Annotated in this window: 15 protein-coding genes; 11 read left to right on the plus strand and 4 right to left on the minus strand. The window is 69.5% G+C overall.

From position 1 onward, the window contains the following. Nucleotides 1-86: 86 nt before the first annotated feature. Together POL67_RS38355 and POL67_RS38360 are read left to right on the plus strand one after the other, a co-directional pair. Nucleotides 87-938 carry a MaoC/PaaZ C-terminal domain-containing protein gene (locus tag POL67_RS38355; RefSeq protein WP_271925645.1) on the plus strand — a complete coding sequence of 284 codons (852 nt, stop codon included), beginning with the start codon at nt 87-89 and terminating at the stop codon, nt 936-938. Between the two features lie 102 nt (nt 939-1,040). Further along, the gene (locus POL67_RS38360) at nt 1,041-1,820 is read left to right on the plus strand and encodes a peptidylprolyl isomerase (RefSeq protein WP_271925646.1); all 780 of its coding nucleotides are present in this window, start codon (nt 1,041-1,043) and stop codon (nt 1,818-1,820) included. A 97-nt stretch (nt 1,821-1,917) separates the two neighbouring features. Here POL67_RS38360 and POL67_RS38365 read toward each other — a convergent pair whose 3' ends face one another. Beyond that, complete coding sequence (locus tag POL67_RS38365) at nt 1,918-3,006, minus strand: DUF6599 family protein (RefSeq protein ID WP_271925647.1); 1,089 nt, start codon at nt 3,004-3,006, stop codon at nt 1,918-1,920. Nucleotides 3,007-3,259: 253 nt separating this feature from the next. Between POL67_RS38365 and POL67_RS38370 the strand changes: the two genes are divergently transcribed. The 9 genes from POL67_RS38370 to gcvPA all read left to right on the plus strand — a co-directional run bounded on the left by POL67_RS38370 (nt 3,260) and on the right by gcvPA (nt 13,611). After that, a complete protein-coding gene (locus POL67_RS38370) occupies nt 3,260-3,829 on the plus strand; it encodes a type II secretion system protein (RefSeq protein WP_271925648.1) in 570 nt (189 codons plus the stop codon). After that, a complete protein-coding gene (locus POL67_RS38375; RefSeq protein WP_271925649.1) occupies nt 3,826-4,437 on the plus strand; it encodes a type IV pilus modification PilV family protein in 612 nt (203 codons plus the stop codon). Before POL67_RS38370 ends, POL67_RS38375 begins: the two co-directional genes overlap by 4 nt. Further along, complete coding sequence (locus tag POL67_RS38380; RefSeq protein ID WP_271925650.1) at nt 4,437-5,702, plus strand: prepilin-type N-terminal cleavage/methylation domain-containing protein; 1,266 nt, start codon at nt 4,437-4,439, stop codon at nt 5,700-5,702. The genes POL67_RS38375 and POL67_RS38380 overlap by 1 nt, the downstream gene beginning before the upstream one ends. Next, the gene (locus POL67_RS38385; RefSeq protein ID WP_271925651.1) at nt 5,699-6,355 is read left to right on the plus strand and encodes a hypothetical protein; all 657 of its coding nucleotides are present in this window, start codon (nt 5,699-5,701) and stop codon (nt 6,353-6,355) included. Before POL67_RS38380 ends, POL67_RS38385 begins: the two co-directional genes overlap by 4 nt. Nucleotides 6,356-6,366: 11 nt before the next feature. Then, complete coding sequence (locus tag POL67_RS38390) at nt 6,367-10,011, plus strand: pilus assembly protein (protein ID WP_271925652.1); 3,645 nt, start codon at nt 6,367-6,369, stop codon at nt 10,009-10,011. After that, nucleotides 10,008-10,526, plus strand: coding sequence for a hypothetical protein (locus POL67_RS38395; protein WP_271925654.1), 519 nt, complete (start codon nt 10,008-10,010; stop codon nt 10,524-10,526). The genes POL67_RS38390 and POL67_RS38395 overlap by 4 nt, the downstream gene beginning before the upstream one ends. A 126-nt stretch (nt 10,527-10,652) precedes the next feature. Continuing rightward, nucleotides 10,653-11,768 (plus strand): glycine cleavage system aminomethyltransferase GcvT, encoded by a 1,116-nt coding sequence (gene gcvT, locus POL67_RS38400; protein ID WP_271925655.1) that lies wholly within the window; start codon nt 10,653-10,655, stop codon nt 11,766-11,768. A 44-nt stretch (nt 11,769-11,812) separates the two neighbouring features. Next, a complete protein-coding gene (gene gcvH, locus POL67_RS38405; RefSeq protein ID WP_271925656.1) occupies nt 11,813-12,214 on the plus strand; it encodes a glycine cleavage system protein GcvH in 402 nt (133 codons plus the stop codon). Between the two features lie 38 nt (nt 12,215-12,252). After that, entirely contained in the window at nt 12,253-13,611 is a 1,359-nt protein-coding gene (gene gcvPA, locus POL67_RS38410; protein ID WP_271925657.1) for an aminomethyl-transferring glycine dehydrogenase subunit GcvPA, read from the plus strand. Between the two features lie 156 nt (nt 13,612-13,767). Here the strand turns inward: gcvPA and POL67_RS38415 are convergent, their stop codons facing one another. Genes POL67_RS38415 through POL67_RS38425 form a run of 3 tightly spaced genes read right to left on the minus strand, consistent with a single transcriptional unit; the run spans nt 13,768 to nt 17,112 of the window. Next, nucleotides 13,768-14,358: a hypothetical protein gene (locus tag POL67_RS38415; protein WP_271925658.1), complete on the minus strand. Its 591-nt coding sequence runs from the start codon at nt 14,356-14,358 to the stop codon at nt 13,768-13,770. Nucleotides 14,359-14,369: 11 nt separating this feature from the next. After that, on the minus strand, nt 14,370-15,083 hold the full coding sequence (locus tag POL67_RS38420) for an esterase/lipase family protein (protein ID WP_271925659.1): 714 nt from the start codon (nt 15,081-15,083) through the stop codon (nt 14,370-14,372). Between the two features lie 34 nt (nt 15,084-15,117). After that, nucleotides 15,118-17,112: a DUF8728 domain-containing protein gene (locus tag POL67_RS38425; RefSeq protein WP_271925661.1), complete on the minus strand. Its 1,995-nt coding sequence runs from the start codon at nt 17,110-17,112 to the stop codon at nt 15,118-15,120. Nucleotides 17,113-17,156 lie beyond the last annotated feature (44 nt).

The following is a 17,156-nucleotide window of genomic DNA, read 5'->3' on the forward strand; positions in this document are numbered from 1 at the left end:
CCCGCGGTGTCCTCCGATGACCTAACAATTGACGCTTGCGCGCGGGCTGGCTAGGTCTCCCCGTCTCGATCCTTACGGAAGGCGCAATGGCCCTCGATCTATCGAGTTTGGGCTTCACCACGGAGCCGTGCTCGTTCCCCTACGACTGGAAGACGCTCGCGCTCTACGCGCTCGGCATCGGCACGAAGCGCGACGAGCTCGCCTACCTCTACGAGGGCACCGAAGGCGGGCTCCGCGTGGTCCCGACCTTCGCCGTGATCCCCGCGACGGAGCCCGTGTTCAAGTCGCTCGCGCGCACGGGCGGCAACTTCGCCATGGTCGTCCACGGCGGCCAGAAGATCCGCGCCCTCGCGCCGATCCCGCCGTCCGGCACGCTGCTCACGACCGCCACGATCCGCGGCATCTACGACATGAAGAAGCTCGCCCAGGTCGTCATCGACACGACGACCACGCTCGAAAGCGGCGAGCGCGTCAACGAGACCACGTGGTCGATCCTCTACCGCGGCGAAGGCGGCTTCAGCGGCCCGCGCCCGCCTTCGGATCCGGACGAACCTTCGATCCCGAAGGATCGCGAGCCGACGTTCCTCCACGAAGAGACCACGTCCCCCGAGCAAGCGCTGCTCTATCGCCTCTGCGGCGACTACAACCCGCTGCACGCCGACCCCGCGTTCGCCGCCTCCGTCGGCTTCCCGCAGGGCCCGATTCTGCACGGGCTCGCGACGTACGGGTTTGCGGCGCGCGCGGTCGTGAAGGGCCTGCTCGGGGGGGATGCTTCGCGCTTGCGGGTTTTGTCCGCACAATTCCGCAAGCCGGTCTGGCCTGGGGACACCATCGTCACGCAGGGATTCCTGCTCGAAGGTGGAAAGGTGGCGCTCCAGGCGAGCGTGAAGGGACGACCGGAGGCGGTGCTCACGGGCGGATACGCGGAGATCGCCTGACGAGCCGCCGAGGCGCGTGCTAACTCGACCGGACCGACAGCAGGTCAAAGCCGCCCGCGCGGCATGAACGGTGGGGCAAAGCCCTCTCTCGAAGAAGTCATCATGAGCAAAGAGACCAAGACGCAGCGCAAGGCCGAAGAGGATCCCGAGCTCGACAAGAAGCGGGCGGAGGACGAAGAGGAAGACGAGGACGAGGAGGAAGAGGGCGCGGAAGGCGAGTCCGACGACGAGGACGAGGAAGAGGACGAAGAGGAAGACGAAGAAGACGAGGACGAAGAAGAGGCAGACGAGCACGCGAAGCACCAGGGCCAAGACGCCGCCGCGCACGGCGACGACGAGGATCCCTCCTGGTGGACGCCGCACGTCGTCCTTGCCGTGCTCGTGCTGATCGGCATCCTTGGCTTCTTCGGCATGTTCAACAAGCCGCTCGGCTTCCTCGCCGCGAAGCCCCAGGGCGGCGCTGCGCACACCGAGACGGCTGCGGCGCAGCCTGCCACCCCGGCGACGCCCGCGACGCCGCCTCGCCCCACGGCCCCTGCGCAGCAGCAGCCGCCGCGCGAGATGTTCGGCGCGAAGCACTTCCTCGTGATGTACAAGGGCGGCATGCGCGCGCCCGCGAACGTCACGCGCACGAAGGAAGAGGCAAAGGCCCGCGCCGAGGAAGGCCTGAAGAAGGTCAAGGACGGCGCGAAGTTCGAGACGATCGTCGGCGAGTACAGCGACGAGCCGAACGCCGGCGCCCGCGGCGGCGACCTCGGCCTCTTCCCGAAGGGCGCGATGGTCGGTCCCTTCCAGGAGGCGGTCGAGAAGCTGAAGGTCAACGAGATCAGCGGCCTCGTCGAGACGCCCTTCGGCTACCACGTCATTTTGAGGACGAAGTAACACGCGAAGGGGCGTCGCTCGGCTCGCCCGAGCGTAGCCCCCAAGCGTCGAACGGCGGTCGGGGGACGCGGAAAAACGCCGCGTCCCCGCGCTTCCCTCACTTCTTCGCGATCACGTCCTTCAGCCGCGTCACCTTCTCGTCCTTGCCGAGCGAGACCTTCGCGACCTCGTCGGCCGTCATCCCGCTCCGCAACACGCGCACCTCGTCGCCGATCCCCACGAGCCGGCTGCCCGTGCGCGCCACGATCCACTCGACCGCGGGCGCCTCGCCTTCCTTGCTCATGAAGCGCACGGCGCCGTCGCCGATCCCCTTCTCTTTTTGCGCCCCGGGCCCCTTGCCGAGCGTCGCGAGCACGTCCTTCGCCTGCTCTTCGTCCGCGCGCACCAGCACGGCGAACCGATACCGTTTGTCCCCGTCCTTGTAGTAGCCGAATGCGCCGCCGCCCGTGCTCGGGATCCCCAGGAGATCCTTCGTCACCACGCGCACGCCGAGCGGCAGCCGGTTCGCCTCCGGCAGCGCCGCCGCGGCCGGCGGGAGCGCCGTCTCGCCGGGCAGCTTCGCCCCGATCTCCTTCACGAGCGGCGCGAGCAGTTTGTCCCCGAGCGCCTTGATCGCGGGCTCCGCCGCGGCCTCGTCGTTGTACGTGATCTCCGCGAGGTGCGCGCCGCGCCAGAGGTACGCCGTCCCGAGGCCGAGCGCCGCCGCGCCCCCGCCCTCGATGGCCCGCGGCGTGTCCTCGCCCGCGGGATCCCCGTCGCCGACGACGCGCTTCGTGAACATCGCGTACGCGCCCTCGGTCGTGCCGAACTTGGAGAGGTGCACGTCGATGGTCGCCGCGCTGCCGCTGCCGTCGACGTAACGCAGCTCGACGACGCGGCGAACGCCGAAGCCTTTGTAGATCTCGCACTCGCCGTCGAACATGTCGCAGATCTGATCGAGCGGGAGGCTCGCGCCTTCGCCGTACGTCTTGTCGCCGCCGTTCGGGTCGAGGCAAAAGCCCCCCGTTGTGCGCGGGAAAAATGCCGCCGACTGCGCATCGGACAGGGTCCCGCCGCCGCCTGCGCAGGCCGCGGGTTTCGCCGCGGGCGGCGGGGGAGGCGCCGCGCCACGAGGCTCCTCGTTCTTGCAAGCGCTGACGAGGGCGAGGGCGAGGAGGGAACCGAATGCCGCGTGCCGTTGCATCATGGTCGACCGCACATGCAACGATCAGAAGACCGGTGCAAGGGCGCGAGGCCCCCGGCCCCCCGGATCCCGCAACTTTTGCAGAGCGTCGCAATCCGTAGCGGCTCGCCTCGCGCGGCACCTCGCATCCGGGCTTGCTCCCGGCCCGTTCCGCTCCACCGAAAACTTTTCTTTGAAGGCACGAGGCTTGCTACCAATCATGATGGTGGCTCGTTTCCTTTCTCGCCGACTTCCCCGAGCGCGGACCGCAGGAGCGGTGGAGCGGCGGCGTGGCTTCACGCTGACCGAGATCCTCGTGGTCATCTTCATGATCGCGCTGCTCGCCGCCGTCGCGTCGCCTGCGTTCATCCGCATCATGCGCGACATCGGCCTGAGTCGGCTCACGATGCAGCTCGCGGAGGTCTACCGCCGCGGCTACGTCGAGTCGTCCGAGCGCGCCACGTTCCTCGTGCGCTTCCGCAAGCCGAGCGGCTCCGTGCAGATCGAGACGATCCGCGCCGCGCTCGACACGCCCACGCCGACGCTGATCTCGCCGCGTGGCTGCAACACGATCAACTGGGACGACCCCCTCCTCGAACGACAAACCTACAGGTTCGCCTCGACCGACAAGAAGACCTTCGTCGACGTCGGCTTCCTCGGCTCCGACAACACGAACCAAGAGATCGCCGACGTCTGCTTCGCGCGCCGCACTGCGTTCGTCCGGTACAACGACGGCGCCTTCACGCCGATGGTGGGCGCCGCGAAGGTCTCCGTGAAGAACCTCTCGAACGGCCGTATTCGCCGCGTGCTCGTGCCGTCGTTTGGCCTGCCGAGGGTGATCCAATGAGGCGCGCGACGCGTGGCTACACGATCATCGAGGTCATGATGGCCCTCGCGATCCTCGCGGTCGGCGCGACGGGCGTGATCGCGCTGCAGAAGGTCGCGTTGATCGGCAACTCGAACGCGCGGATCGGCGACGGCGCGCGGCAAGTGGCGTCCACGTGGGCCGAGCGCCTCAAGGTCGACGCGCTCCAGTGGAACGATCCGCTCGGCATCCCGGACATCGGCGAGACGCGCTGGCTCGCCACGTCCGTCGTCTACGATCCGGTGAATCCACCCGGCCCCGGGCAATGGATCCTCGCGCCCGAGGTCCCCGGCTGGAGCTCGCCCGTGGCTGACATCCACGGCGCCGACGTGGCCATCGGCGACACCACGACGAACGGCGTCTTCTGCACGCACCTGCAGATGGCGCGCGCCGTCCAGAAGCCACTCTCGCTGGTCGGCGCGACGCACCCGATCGCCGTCCGCGGCCTCGTGCGCGTGATCTGGCGCCGCGACCTCGCGCCGATCACCGAGTGCCGCACGACCGCGCCCGCGAGCATCGAGGACAACGACGCGCGGTACGGCTTCTATTACCTCTCCACCGTGATCGGACAGGAGGAGGCCTCGAACTGATGCGCGCGAACCACCGCATCCTCCGGAGCGGCGATCGGCGCGGCTTCACGCTCGTCGAGCTGCTCGTCGCCATCACCGCGGGCGCGCTCGTCGCCGCCGCGGCCGTGCTCCTCTCGAAAAACGCCGTGCGTCTCTTCCAGGAAGAGGCGCGCATCTCGTACGCGCAGGTCGCCGTGTCGATGGGCCTCGGCCGCATGGGCACGGACCTCGAGCACGCCGGGCGCAACGCCACGCGAAACCCCTTCACCGACCGGCGCATCTGCGCCCAGCCGAACCTCGTCGACTGGCCGACTGGCATGCGCAGGCTCGCGCCCGTCGTCATCGAGGCGCGCCCCGATCTGCCGCAGAACGCGGGCAACGACCTGCGGAGCGAGCGCATCACGATCGCGGGCGACCTCGACTCGGGCGAGAACTTCGTCATGAGCACGACGCTGCCCGGCACGAGCACCACGACGATCGTGCTCCAGCCGCAGAGCCGCGCGATCCGCCGCCTCACGGCGCTCACGCAAAACGGCGCCGTCGCGGCGAGGCTCGCCGAGCTCTTCCGCGTCGGCCGCGTCCTGCACATCGAGGGCCCGACGAGCGACTACTACGGCCGCATCCAGGGGTTTGCCGCGACGGGCACGCCGATCGACTCGATCCAGGTCGCGATCGAGAACACGCCCCTCGTGCCGATCCAGACATCCGCGGGCACGGGACCCTCGTGCGCGATCAAGGGGTTTGGCAGCGGATGGCCCGTGCACGTGATCTCGCGCGTCCGGTACGAACTCCGGTCCGTCGTGGCAGACGCGACCTTCGCTGATTTCGTGCAGCCGCTGAACCCCGTCACCGGCGACGCCGATCGCACCGAGCTCGTGCGTGTCGAGCTCGCGCCGGACGACAGCGAGATCCCCGGCACGCTGGAGCTCGTCACCGAGTACGCGATCGCGCTGCGCTTCGGCATCACCGCGCTCGCCCTCACCTCGCAGCCGGACGCGCCGATCCTCGAGCGCTTCCCGATCACCGATCCCGTGCCAAACACGCAGATCTACACGATCGCGGGCCCGCCCGACGTGCAGGGCAACCGACCGGAAGCCGTGCGCTCGGTGCAGGTTCGTCTCTCCACGCGATCGCGCGCGCCCGATCGCCCCACGCAGATCCCGGCGCCCGCGGGTCGCCCGTTCCGCTTCCTCGTCGGCAGCGCGAAGGGCGCGGATCGTTTCGCGCGCGTTCGCACGCTCGAGCGCGAGTTCGCGCTCGTGAACACGCGGGGAGGTGGCTCGTGAGCCGGCTCGAACGGCGAAACACGAGCGCGATCAGGCGCCGCCTCGCGCGCCGCGACGAACGCGGGGCCACGGTCTTCGTGGTCGTGCTCGTCATCGCGATGCTCACGGGCATCGGCCTCTTCGCCGCGCAGGCGAGCACCATCGCGACGAGCACGAGCGGCACCTCGCGCGTCACCACGCAGAGCCGTTACTTCGGCGAGAGCGCGATGAACGCCGTCACCGCGAAGCTCTCGCGGGATCTCGGCGCGCAGGTCGACTTCCTCGCGCGACAGAACTCCACGGAGTGCCTCGGCATGTCGGGCGATCCCTACTACCAGAACTGCACGCGGTTCGGCCGAACGTACCTCGAGAAGGAGCTCGGCTTCGCGCTCTTCCAGCCCTACGACCCGCAGACGGGGCATCACGGCACGCTCGGCCGCATCGAGAACGCGACCGCCGATCTGCTCGTCGAGATGAACGACCTCTACCGCATCGATCGCCCCATCGCGGGCTTCGACTACACCTCCGCGGGCGCGGCCAACGTCCACTTCATGAGCGTCATGCTCCATGGAACGGGCCGCATCCGGCTCGAACCGCCCGGCGGAGTCGCGAACACCCTTTCGAGCACCACCTTCCGCGCCGAGCTCGTCGTCGGACCGATTTCCGGACCTTGACGGAGGACCTCATGCGAACCCTGACCCGCGTCCTCTCCCCGCCCATCGTCGCCGCAACGCTGCTCTCGATCGCGTCCTTCGCTTCGGTCGCCGAGGCGCAGCTCGACATCAACCCGCCGCTGCCGAACGTATTGCTCGTCATCGACACGTCGGGGTCGATGGAGAACATGGCCGACGGCAAACGGCCGGAGAACGCCGCAGCGACGTGTGTCCCCGGGACGACCACGCCGCTCAACCGTTGGGCCACGCTGGTCACGGTCCTGACGGGGACGATCCAGAACTTCTCCTGCTTCGCGCAGGATCGATCGTCGACCTCGTTCCTCAACGAGTTCACCCTGCCGAGTGGCCCCGATCCCTACGACTACAAGTACTACTTGCCGTTCCACCGCATCCTCTCGAACGGCTGCGCGTACGGCCCGGGATCGATGGGCGGCGCCTGGTGGGACTGGCCCGCGAACGCGCTGAAGACACACGCGTGGAACAACACGAGCCAGGCCTGCGCGGCGCCGGGCTTCCAGCAAGCGAACGACGGCCTGCTCGACACGTACCGCGATCGCGTCCGCTTCGGCCTGATGACGTTCGACACGCTGCCCGATCCCGGCACCGGCGCGAGCGGCTCCGTGCCTGCGCCGAACGACGGCACGAAGGGCATGTGGAGCTACTACCCGAACTGGAGCTCCGGCGGCTCGCCCGCGAACGGCAACCCGCCGAACTGCGCGACCCACGACTTCGAGGTCGGCGCACGAAACCCCGCCGCGCCGCCCTGGGAAGGCCGCCTCCTCGGCTTCGGCCCGCACGACGCACCCATCGCGCAGGTGCAGCAGACGAACGATCGCATCCAGAGCTCGCTCCTCGCGATGCGGCCCTACGGCGCGACGCCGATCGCGGGCATCCTCGCCGACGCGCGCGACTACCTGCTGAACGACGGATCGAACGATCCGGCCACGGGCAAACCCTTCGGCCCGAAGAACGATCCGTACTACGCGGGCAAGTGCCGCGATCAGTTCGTCATCCTCCTCTCGGACGGCGAGCCGAACCTCGACCTCCGCGAGTCCTGCGCGACGGGCAACGGCAAGTGCCCCTACCAGCGGCCGCACGAGATCGCGCACCAGCTCGTGACGCAGTCGCACCCGATCAAGACCTTCGCGATCGGCTTCGGTTTGGCGCAGGCGGGGGGCACCGACTGCAGCACGCTCACGCAAGCCGACATCGTGAACCCCGGCGGCCTCTGCTCGAACGCGACGGGCACGCTCAAGGCTTGCTGCACGCTCTCGCGCATCGCGTACGAGGGCGGCACGAAGCGCGCGTTCTTCGCGAACGACCTGCCTTCGCTGAAGAGCGCGCTCGATCAGGTCCTCGCCGTCGTCTCGGCTGGCTCGACGAGCCGCACGATCCCCGTCTTCTCCACGGCCGGCGCCACGACGAGCCAGGGCAACGCCTCGGCCGCCGGCTACCAGTTCGTCACGTCCTTCGACGCGCCGGTCGGCTCGCTCTGGACGGGCAACCTCGAGCGCAAGCGGTACGTCTGCGAGAACCAGGCCGGCGTGCTCAAGCCCGTGCTCGCGCCGATCGAGCAAGCCAAGGGCGACGACTTCGAGGCGAACCTCAACTCGAACACCCCGTCCCGCAAGTTCTTCACGCTCGTCGGCCCGCAGGCGAACGGGCAGATCCACTCGCGCCGCTCGCTGCGGCCGAGCGTCACCACGGACGACGGCCTCGGCCTCTACGGCGGCACGGCCACGGGCCTGCTCGACAGCGCGCAGTTCGCATCGACGCTCGCGCAGACGCCGCTCGCGCTCGACATCCCTTCGAGCCCCGTGCCCGACGCGTGCAAGGCGATCGCCGGCTCGGGCGCGAACGCGAACACCTGCACCGACACCGTGGTCCGCTGGGAGGTCGGCATGCCCGGCGTGCCGCAGTCGCGCTCCGGCAACAGCTTCGGCAGCATCTACCACGCCTCGCCCGTCACGATGGGCGCGCCGAACGAGTTCCTCCGCGACGAGTCGTACGCCGCGTTCGCCGCCGATCCCGTGGTCAAGAAGCGCCCGCTCGTGCTCTTCGCGGCCACGACCGACGGCCAGCTCCACGCGTTCAAGGTCGCGTCGAACGACCCGGCCGACACGCAACGCGTCGACACGCTGGAGAACAACGAGCTCTGGTCGTTCCTCCCGCCGCACGTGCTCCCGGGTCTTTTGCCCACGTACGGTCGACAGGCGTTCCTCCTCGATGGAAGCCCCGTCGTGAGGGACGTCATCTTCCAGCGCACGCGCGCGCAGGCGCAGGCCGGCGCCGCGGGCACGAACTGGAGGAGCGTGCTCGTCGCGGCCGGCGGCCTCGGCGGCAGCTTTTACTACGCGCTCGACGTGACGAAACCTTCGGACCCGAAGTTCCTCTGGCAGCTCTCGACGAACACGAACGGCGAGCCGCTCTTCGGGGCCACCACGATCAAGCCCGCGATCACCACGATCGCCGTCGACGACGGCAACAATGACGTGAAGGAGGTCGCCGTCGCGATCCTCCCGGGCGGCACGACGACGCTCACGACCGGGAGCTGCCCGCGCCTCAAGACGACGACGACCGTCTCGTCGTCCGACGCGTACCAGCCCAAGACCAGCGGCGACGTCGTACGGTGCTGGCACGACGCGAGCGGTAGGGTCGGCGCGTCGCGCTCGCTCTCGATCGTCCGCCTCGACACGGGCGAGCTCCTCATGAACTTCCGCGGCAAGGCGGACGACGGCCCCGTGCTCCCCTCGACGAAGGTGAAGGAAAACGCCTTCGATTCGCCCGTCACCGGCGTCCCCGTCCCCTACCCCTCGTTGCCGGGCCAGGTCTCCGATCGCATCTACGTCGGCGACGCGGACGGGACGCTCTATCGCATCAACCTCACCTCGCCGAAGCCCGACAAGTGGACCGTCGAGCTCGCCTGGGACGCGTACTCGTTCGGCAACGACACGGCCGCGTCGCGCCAGCCCATCGAGACGCCGCCGATCGTCACGGTCGATCCGATCGGCAACCCCGTCGTCCTCCTGTCGACCGGTGATCAGGAGACGTTCACGTCGAGCGCGGGCGTGCAGACGCGCGCGTGGTCGATCCGCGAAGAGCCGAACGGCTCGGGCGCGTTCGTCACGAAGAGCAACTGGGTGATCCCCTTCGAGAACGGCGTGCGCGTGACCGGCCCGATCTCGCTCTTCAACGGCGTCGCGTACTTCTCGACGTTCACGCCGACCGGCCTGCAAGGCAACGCGTGCGCCGACGGCTACGGCGCCGTGTGGGGCGTCGACTACTACCGGAAGACGGCGTGCAGCGGAAACGGCCCCACGCCGCCGACCGACTGGCCTTGCCCGCGGTACGTACAGGATCCCGTGAACGCACCGCAGACGGTGAGCTTCTTCGAGAACCAGCAGCCTGGCACCGTCGTGTTCGGCGTGGCCGTCACGCAGACGCCGAGCTGCTACGAGCAGCTCAACTTCGCCGACCCCGCGTTCGGCTCGATGTCGGCCGTGAACAACTCGACCGCGGGCGAGTTCCAGCTCGTCTTCCAGACCGGCCAGGGCGGCACCTCGGCGGAAAACTCGAAGACGAACACCGTGACGAAGCGCCTGCCGCCGCCCCGCACCTCGGTGAGAGTCGACTCGTGGGGCCTCGTCCTCGAGTGAAACACGCGCTCCTCTGCGCCTGCGCGGCGCTCGTGCTCCTCGCGGCCTGCCGCGGGGAAGGCGAGCGCCCTGCGCCCGCCGGCGCCTCCTCCGCAGCCCCGCCCCCGCGCCCCGATCAGCTCGCGCCCGGCGAGCTCGCCGAAGGTACGGTCGATGCGTTTGGGCTCAAACTACCTCGCGCGATGACCGTCACCGCGCAGTTTCCCGACGCCTTTTTCGCGCGGGGCAGCCTGCGCGCCGAGGACGTCGCGACGTACGTGAAGGAGCGCGTCGTCTCCGCGCAGGTCGAATCCACCGCGCCGAAGACGGTGTTCCGCGGCGCGACAGCAAAGTCCGCGCCCGCGCCTGCGCATGTCCTCGACATCGAGATCCTCCTGCGAGACGACCACACCGAGATCGTGGTGCGCGACGTGACCCGCCCCCCCGCGAAGGACGGCCTCACCGAAGAGGAGCGGTGGCGCGAGCTCGGCCTCACACCGCAGGGACAACCCCTCGACCCCACGAAGCTCGAATAAGCCTTCCAACGGGAGGCGCGGCGCGTCATGGAGCGCGCATGCTGGGATCGTGCGTCCGTGCTGGACCGTACCGGACGACCATCGACTTTGCCCCCGATCCGGACTACATCGCGCGAGGTGTCGACCATGGATCAGTCCCCGGCAGCGCTTCGCAGGACCCCTCTTTACGACGAGCATGTCGCGCTCGGCGGTCGCCTCGTCCCCTACGCGGGTTGGGAGATGCCCGTGCAGTACAAGGGCGTCACGGACGAGCATCGTGCCGTGCGCACGGCCGCGGGCATCTTCGACGTCTGCCACATGGGCGAGCTCGTCCTCTCGGGCGACCACGCGGCGGACGTGGTCGACTACCTGATCACGAACGACGCGAAGCGCCTCATGGACGGGCAGGCGCTCTACACCGTCGCGTGCAACGACGCCGGCACGATCCTCGACGACCTCATCGTCTACCGCGTGTCGCAGACCAAGTGGCTCATCGTCTGCAACGCCGCGAACCGCGACAAGATGGCTGCGCATTTCCGGGCCGCCGCGGCGAACCACTGCGACTTCGACGACGCCTCCGACCGCACGGCGCTCATCGCGCTGCAGGGCCCGAAAGCGCTCACGCTGCTCGCGCAGGCGGGCGGGGACGGCGCCGCGCTCGCCGAGCTCCCGAACTTCCACTTCCGCGACGCCACGCTGGCGAACGTCCCGTGCACAGTGGCGCGCACGGGGTACACGGGCGAAGACGGCGTCGAGATCTTCTGTCCCACGGACGGCGCGGCGCAGCTCTGGCGCGCGCTCGTCCAGCTCGGCGGCCCGCTCGGTCTCGAAGCGGCCGGCCTCGGCGCGCGCGACACGCTGCGCCTCGAAGCGCGCCTCTCGCTCTACGGCAACGAGATCGACGAGTCGACGAACCCGCTCGAAGCCGGCCTCGCCTGGGTCGTGAAGCTCGGCAAGGGCGACTTCGTGGGCCGCACGGCGATCGAGCGCTTCAAGGCCGCGGGCCTGACGCGCAAGCTCGTCGGCTTCGAGATGACCGGCCGCGGCATCGCGCGGCACGGCTACCCGCTCCTCGACAAGTTGGGGATCAAGGTCGGCATGTGCACGAGCGGCAGCCCTGGCCCCACGGTCGGCAAGAACATCGGCCTCGGGTACCTGCCCACGTCGCTCGCCGAGGTGGGCACGTCGATCGAGGTCGACTGCCGCGGCCGCTCGGTGAGCGCCGTCGTGGTGAAGACTCCGTTTTACAAGCGTTCGTCGTAACGAAAGCGTGTCGTCGTAGCAGGGGACAGGAGAGAGGGCTTCGTATGAGCAGCGATGATGTTCGGTCGGATCGTCGGTACACCAAGGACCACGAGTGGACGAAGGAAGAGGACGGCCGGGTGCTCGTGGGCATCACGGCGTTCGCCGTGGATCAGCTCGGTGAAATCACGCTCGTGAACCTCGATGTGAAGGTCGGCGAGACGATCACCCAGGGCAAGGCCTTCGGGACCATCGAGAGCGTCAAGACGCTGAGCGACCTCTTCGCCCCGGTGAGCGGCAAGGTCGTGCAGATCAACCAGCTCCTGGAACAGCAGCCGGAGAAGGTGAACGAGGACTGTTACGACCTCGCGTGGATGATCGCCGTGGAGCCCTCCGATCGGAGCGAGCTCGATGGCCTGCTCGACGTCACGGCCTATACTGAGCTGCTGAAGACCGCCGGCCACTGAGACAGGCCGCGGCCTTCTCATCACCTCTCTCCACACCCATGCGATACCTCCCTCATACGACCGAGGAGATCGCTTCGATGCTGGAGGCCGTCGGCCTGCCTTCACTCGATGCGCTCTACGAATCGATCCCCGCACGCGCCCGCTACGATCGCCCGCTCGACCTGCCCGCGCCGGTCGACGAGCCGTCGCTCATGCGCCACCTCGAAGAGCTCGGCCGCAAGAACCGCGCGGCCGGCATGCTCTCGTTCCTCGGCGCCGGCGCCTACGAGCACCATTTCCCGCCCGCCGCCGACCAGCTCCTCCTGCGCAGCGAGTTCTACACGGCCTACACGCCCTACCAGCCCGAAGTCGCGCAGGGCACGCTGCAGGTGATCTTCGAGTTCCAGACGATCATCAGCGAGATCTTCGGCCTGCCGCTCGCAAACGCCTCGATGTACGACGGCGCGAGCGCAGCCGCCGAAGCGGTGCTCATGGCGCGCAGGCTCGTCGGGCGCGAGCACACGGTCATCTCCGGAGGCATCCACCCCGAGTACCTCGAGACGATCGAGACGCACGTGCGGAGCCTCGGGGCCGGCAAGGCATCACTCACGGTCGTGCCCCTCGCCGCCGACGGCGCCGCGGATGTCGACGCACTCGCAGCCGCCATCACGCCCGAGACCGCGTGTGTCCTCGTCGGGTACCCGAACTTCTACGGATCGATCTGCGATCTCCGCAAGGTGGCCGAGGCCGCGCACGCAAAGGGCGCGCTCGTCATCACGGCAACGCAAGACCCGTACGCGCTCGCGCTCCTCGAATCCCCCGGCGCGCTCGGCGCCGACATCGCCGTGGGCGAAGGCCAGCCGCTCGGTCTGCCGCCGCAATTCGGCGGCCCCGGCGTGGGGCTCTTCGCATGCCGCGAGGACCGCAAGTACCTGCAGCAGATCCCCGGCCGCATCGTCGGCGAGACCGTCGACAAGGAAGGCAACCGCGGCTACGTGCTCACGCTGGCCACGCGCGAGCAGCACATCCGCCGCGAGCGAGCCACGAGCAACATCTGCACGAACAGCGGTCTCTGCGCGACCGCGGTGACCATCAAGATGTGCATGCTCGGCAAGAAGGGTTTCGTGGAAGCCGCGCGCCAGTGCCTCGCCAAAGCCGAGTACCTGAAGAAGGCCATCGCAGGGCTCGAAGGCTACGCACTGCCGTACCACGCCCCAACCTTCAACGAGTTCGTCGTACGCGTGCGCGGCGGCGACACAAAGAAGGTCTGCGACAAGCTCGCCACGCAAGAGATCATCCCCGGCTACGACCTCGGCCGCGTCAGCGCCGCCCGCAAAGGCGAGCTGCTCATCGCCGTGACCGAGCGCCACACACGCGCAGACCTCGACCGTCTGGTCACAGCCCTCGCGTCGATCTGAGAAGAAGCTCCACAGCGTAGCGCCGGGGTTTCACCCCGGGCCCCACCAGGGGCTCTTCGCCCCTGGACCCGAACCAGGGCCAGCCCTGGACCTCTGGTGCATCGACCGCGATGCGGTCGATGCAAGGAACCCGGGGCTTCCTCTGCGTCCGCTGGCCTAGAAGAACCGCGGCGTCGGTCCAAACGAGGCCGTCGCCGCCGGCGTTTGATGCGCCGGGTACGGGTTCGGCCACGCATCGAGCATCGACTGCCGGTAGATCGTCAGGCGCAAGAAATCGATGCCAGCAAATGCGCCAAACGCGAGCGCATCGCCCGTGCCGTAGAGCCCCTGCACCCCAATCGAGAAGCCAAGCGGCAAGCCGAGCGTGAGGCCCCCAGCCACACCACGCGAGTACGTCCCCCAAAGCCGCTGGTAGCCGCCCACATCGACCGCAACGCCGACCTTGCCCGCCTGGAAGCCATGCGTGGCGAAACGCGCGAGCAGCGACAGGTCCGTGCCCTCGTCGATCACAGGCGTGAGCCGCGCGAGCCCGCCAAAGATGAACGAGCCGTCCGGCGACGTCCCCACGCCGTAATCGAAGTTGAAAGCCGCGCGCGGCGCGAGCGCCGCCGTCCCCTCTTTCCACGCGAGCGCCCCCGCCCCCGCGAACGCCCACGCCGACGCATCAGCCCGCGCAACATCCGGCGCGAGCGCGATCCCGAGGGCAAGCGCGACTCCGATCCACGAAGCTTTTACGTTGCGACGCACGGTCACCGCACCTAGCACGTTTTTCTACGGCGGGTGAGGATCCGCCGCTCGACGATCCTCGCGACCTCCTCGTCGAAGAGCACCGTGTTGTGCCCTTGGCCTTCCATCACGATCACCTCACCGCCAGGCAGGGCGTGTGACACGGGCGAACGCAAGACGGCGTCCGTCGCCGCGATGATCGAGAGGTGCGGGACGTTCGCCGTCGCCGAAGCCGCGAGGCGAATCTTGCGGAGGACCGCGCTGTCCGGCGCGAGATCACGCGCCGCCCCGAACCCGAGCGCGCTCGCCCCGACGACGCCCGCGAACGGGCTCGCCATCGAGATCGTCTGCACGACCCGCGTATCCCCCGCCTCCTGCGCGTAAAGCCGCGCCACGACACCGCCGAGGCTGTGCCCCACGAGGTGCAGCCGCACGGCGCCCGGGAGCTCGGAGACGAGCGCCGCGAGCCGCTCCGCGAGCTCCTCGACGCCCGGCCCCGGCGGATAGGTCATCGCGGCGGCGTGGACGCCCTTGTGCCGCGTGATCGCCCGCCGCATGGGACGCAGCCCCCCGGCCGTCGCGAAGAGCCCGTGGAGGAGCACCACGACGTCATCCCCGTCCCGCACCTCGGCCGACGCCGGAGCCCCCTCCAGATCGTGCCGCAAGAGCCACGCCTGCCGCCCGAACGCGAGGGCCTCACGGCCCGCGTTCACGAGCGCGCGGGTCCAGGAGGGACGATCCGCCATGCCGCGAGGATGCCACGGACCACGCCCGTGATCTTCAAGGTCGCACGAGCCACACGTGGAAGCTCCGCCACGCGTTCTGCTTCGCCGTGATCTTCACGGAATCACGGCCGCCAACCGAGGACAGCGGGACACGCGCCTCAAACCAGGCCCCCTCGTCCCGCGCCGGGATCTCCACGGCTTGCGCGCCTCCCCCGGAGTGCTCGACCAGGAGCGTGATCGGCGCGCCTCCGTCGGTCCGCAGCACGAGCGTCGCGGGGCCTCGCGTGACGTGCGGGGCGACGACGAACGACTCGCTTTGCCCCTGGGGAACGATGCGCCCCGCGTCGAACCGCGGATGCCCGCCCTCGTCCCGCAACGTCGCGCCGATCACCCACCCAGCCTGCGGCCGCGGGAACGTGTATCCGTGCGCTCGTTCATCCACGAGATCCGCGACGTCGACCTCGAACACCGACCCCGCCCGCGTCGCGCCACGCGGCGCGAGCGAGGACCAGTCCGCCGCAAACACGACCTTCTCCGGCGCGGCGCAGATCACGTTGTCCTCGATCCGCACGGAGAACATTTGCTGACCAAACGATCGCGCGAGCTCCGGGAACCAGCCCGGGTAGATCGCCATCACGTCGGGACGCTCGTTCTCCGGCATCCGCTCGATGAGCTCGACGATCGCGGGGATCCCGTGCACCGAGGCGCGGGCGAAGGGCAGGTCGTGGTAGCCGCCGAGGCCGAGGCCATCGAGCGCGGAGAGGCCCGAGAGATAGGGGATTGCCCCTGCATCGCCGACGAGGACCCGCCGAGGACGCGGCGAGAGCGCGGCGAGCCTGCGCGCGACCTCGGCTTGCTGGTGCTCGATGTTGCCGGAGGCGCGGGCGAAATGATCGATCTGCCGCGGGAAGAGCCTCGCCGGCGCCAGCGTGGCGACGAGCCCGAGCCCGAGCCCGAGCGCGCGAACGACCCGCCCCCTTCGCAGAAGCTCCCCCGCGCCGAGCGCCGCGGCGACGAGCAAGAACAGGAGCGAAGGCACCGCGTACCGGAAGTTCTGGTACCGCGCCGTCGTGTTCAGCGACACGAGCAGGAGCATCCCGATCGCGCCCGTGACGAGCGGCGCCGCGAGCAAACGCGTGCGCCGCGACAGGACCGCCACGAGCGCGAGGAGCGGCACGGCGAACGCGAAGGACGGGCCTCCGAGCGCGACCTCGAACGCCTGCGCCCGCAGCACGGCGAGGTTCTTGATGACCTCCACGGCCGCCTCGATCGGCGTGAGGTACGGGTTCGACCCGACGAGCTTGCGAACGGCGCCCGCCTGGCTGATCTCCCCGGTGAACACGCGGTTCGCCGCCGCCTGCGCGGCCAGGAAGACCCCCATGGGCCCGAGCGCGCGGACGAGCGACGGCCACGTGCCGAGCGAACGCGCGCCGTACACCACGGCCACGCCGAGCGGCCCGACGAGCGCCGCGGACTCGGGCCGCGTGGCCACGAGGAGCGCCCCCCAAAGCCCGGCGCGGAGCTGCGCGGCGGGGCGCGCGGTCGGCGAGGCCGTCGTCGCGTGCTGCGCCGCCACGAGCACGCGCCCGAGGATCCCGGCGAAGAGCGCCGTCTCCATGCCGGAGTAGAAGCTCCAGTCGACGAGCGGCACCGCGAGCAGCAGGGGCGCCGCGATCCAGGCCGCGCGCCGCGGCGCACCGTCGAGCAAGGCCCGCACCGAGCGGCAAAGATCCCACAAGCAAACACACGCGAGCGCCGCGGCGAAGTACGAAAGCCACGCGCCCCGCAGGCCGAGCGCCCACGCAGGCGCGAGGACGAGCGGATACGTCAGGCTCGTCCCGCCCGACGAGTACCCGTTCTCCGGCAGCCACGCGAACGGATGCCCGAGCGCCGCGGACCGCGCGAAGCCGTAGTGGATGTAGACGTCGTCGAGCGGGACCGGAAACACCCCGCCCGTCCGTCCGAACCCGGGCAGCCAGAACGCGAGGCCCACCGCGACCACGAGGATCGCCGCGAAGGCCTGGAACAGCGCGGGCTCGCGGGGCTTCACGAGGGGGGACTAACCACGAAACACGTGGTGCCGGAAGCGCGGAT

Source organism: Polyangium mundeleinium (assembly GCF_028369105.1).
Taxonomy (GTDB): domain Bacteria; phylum Myxococcota_A; class Polyangia; order Polyangiales; family Polyangiaceae; genus Polyangium; species Polyangium mundeleinium.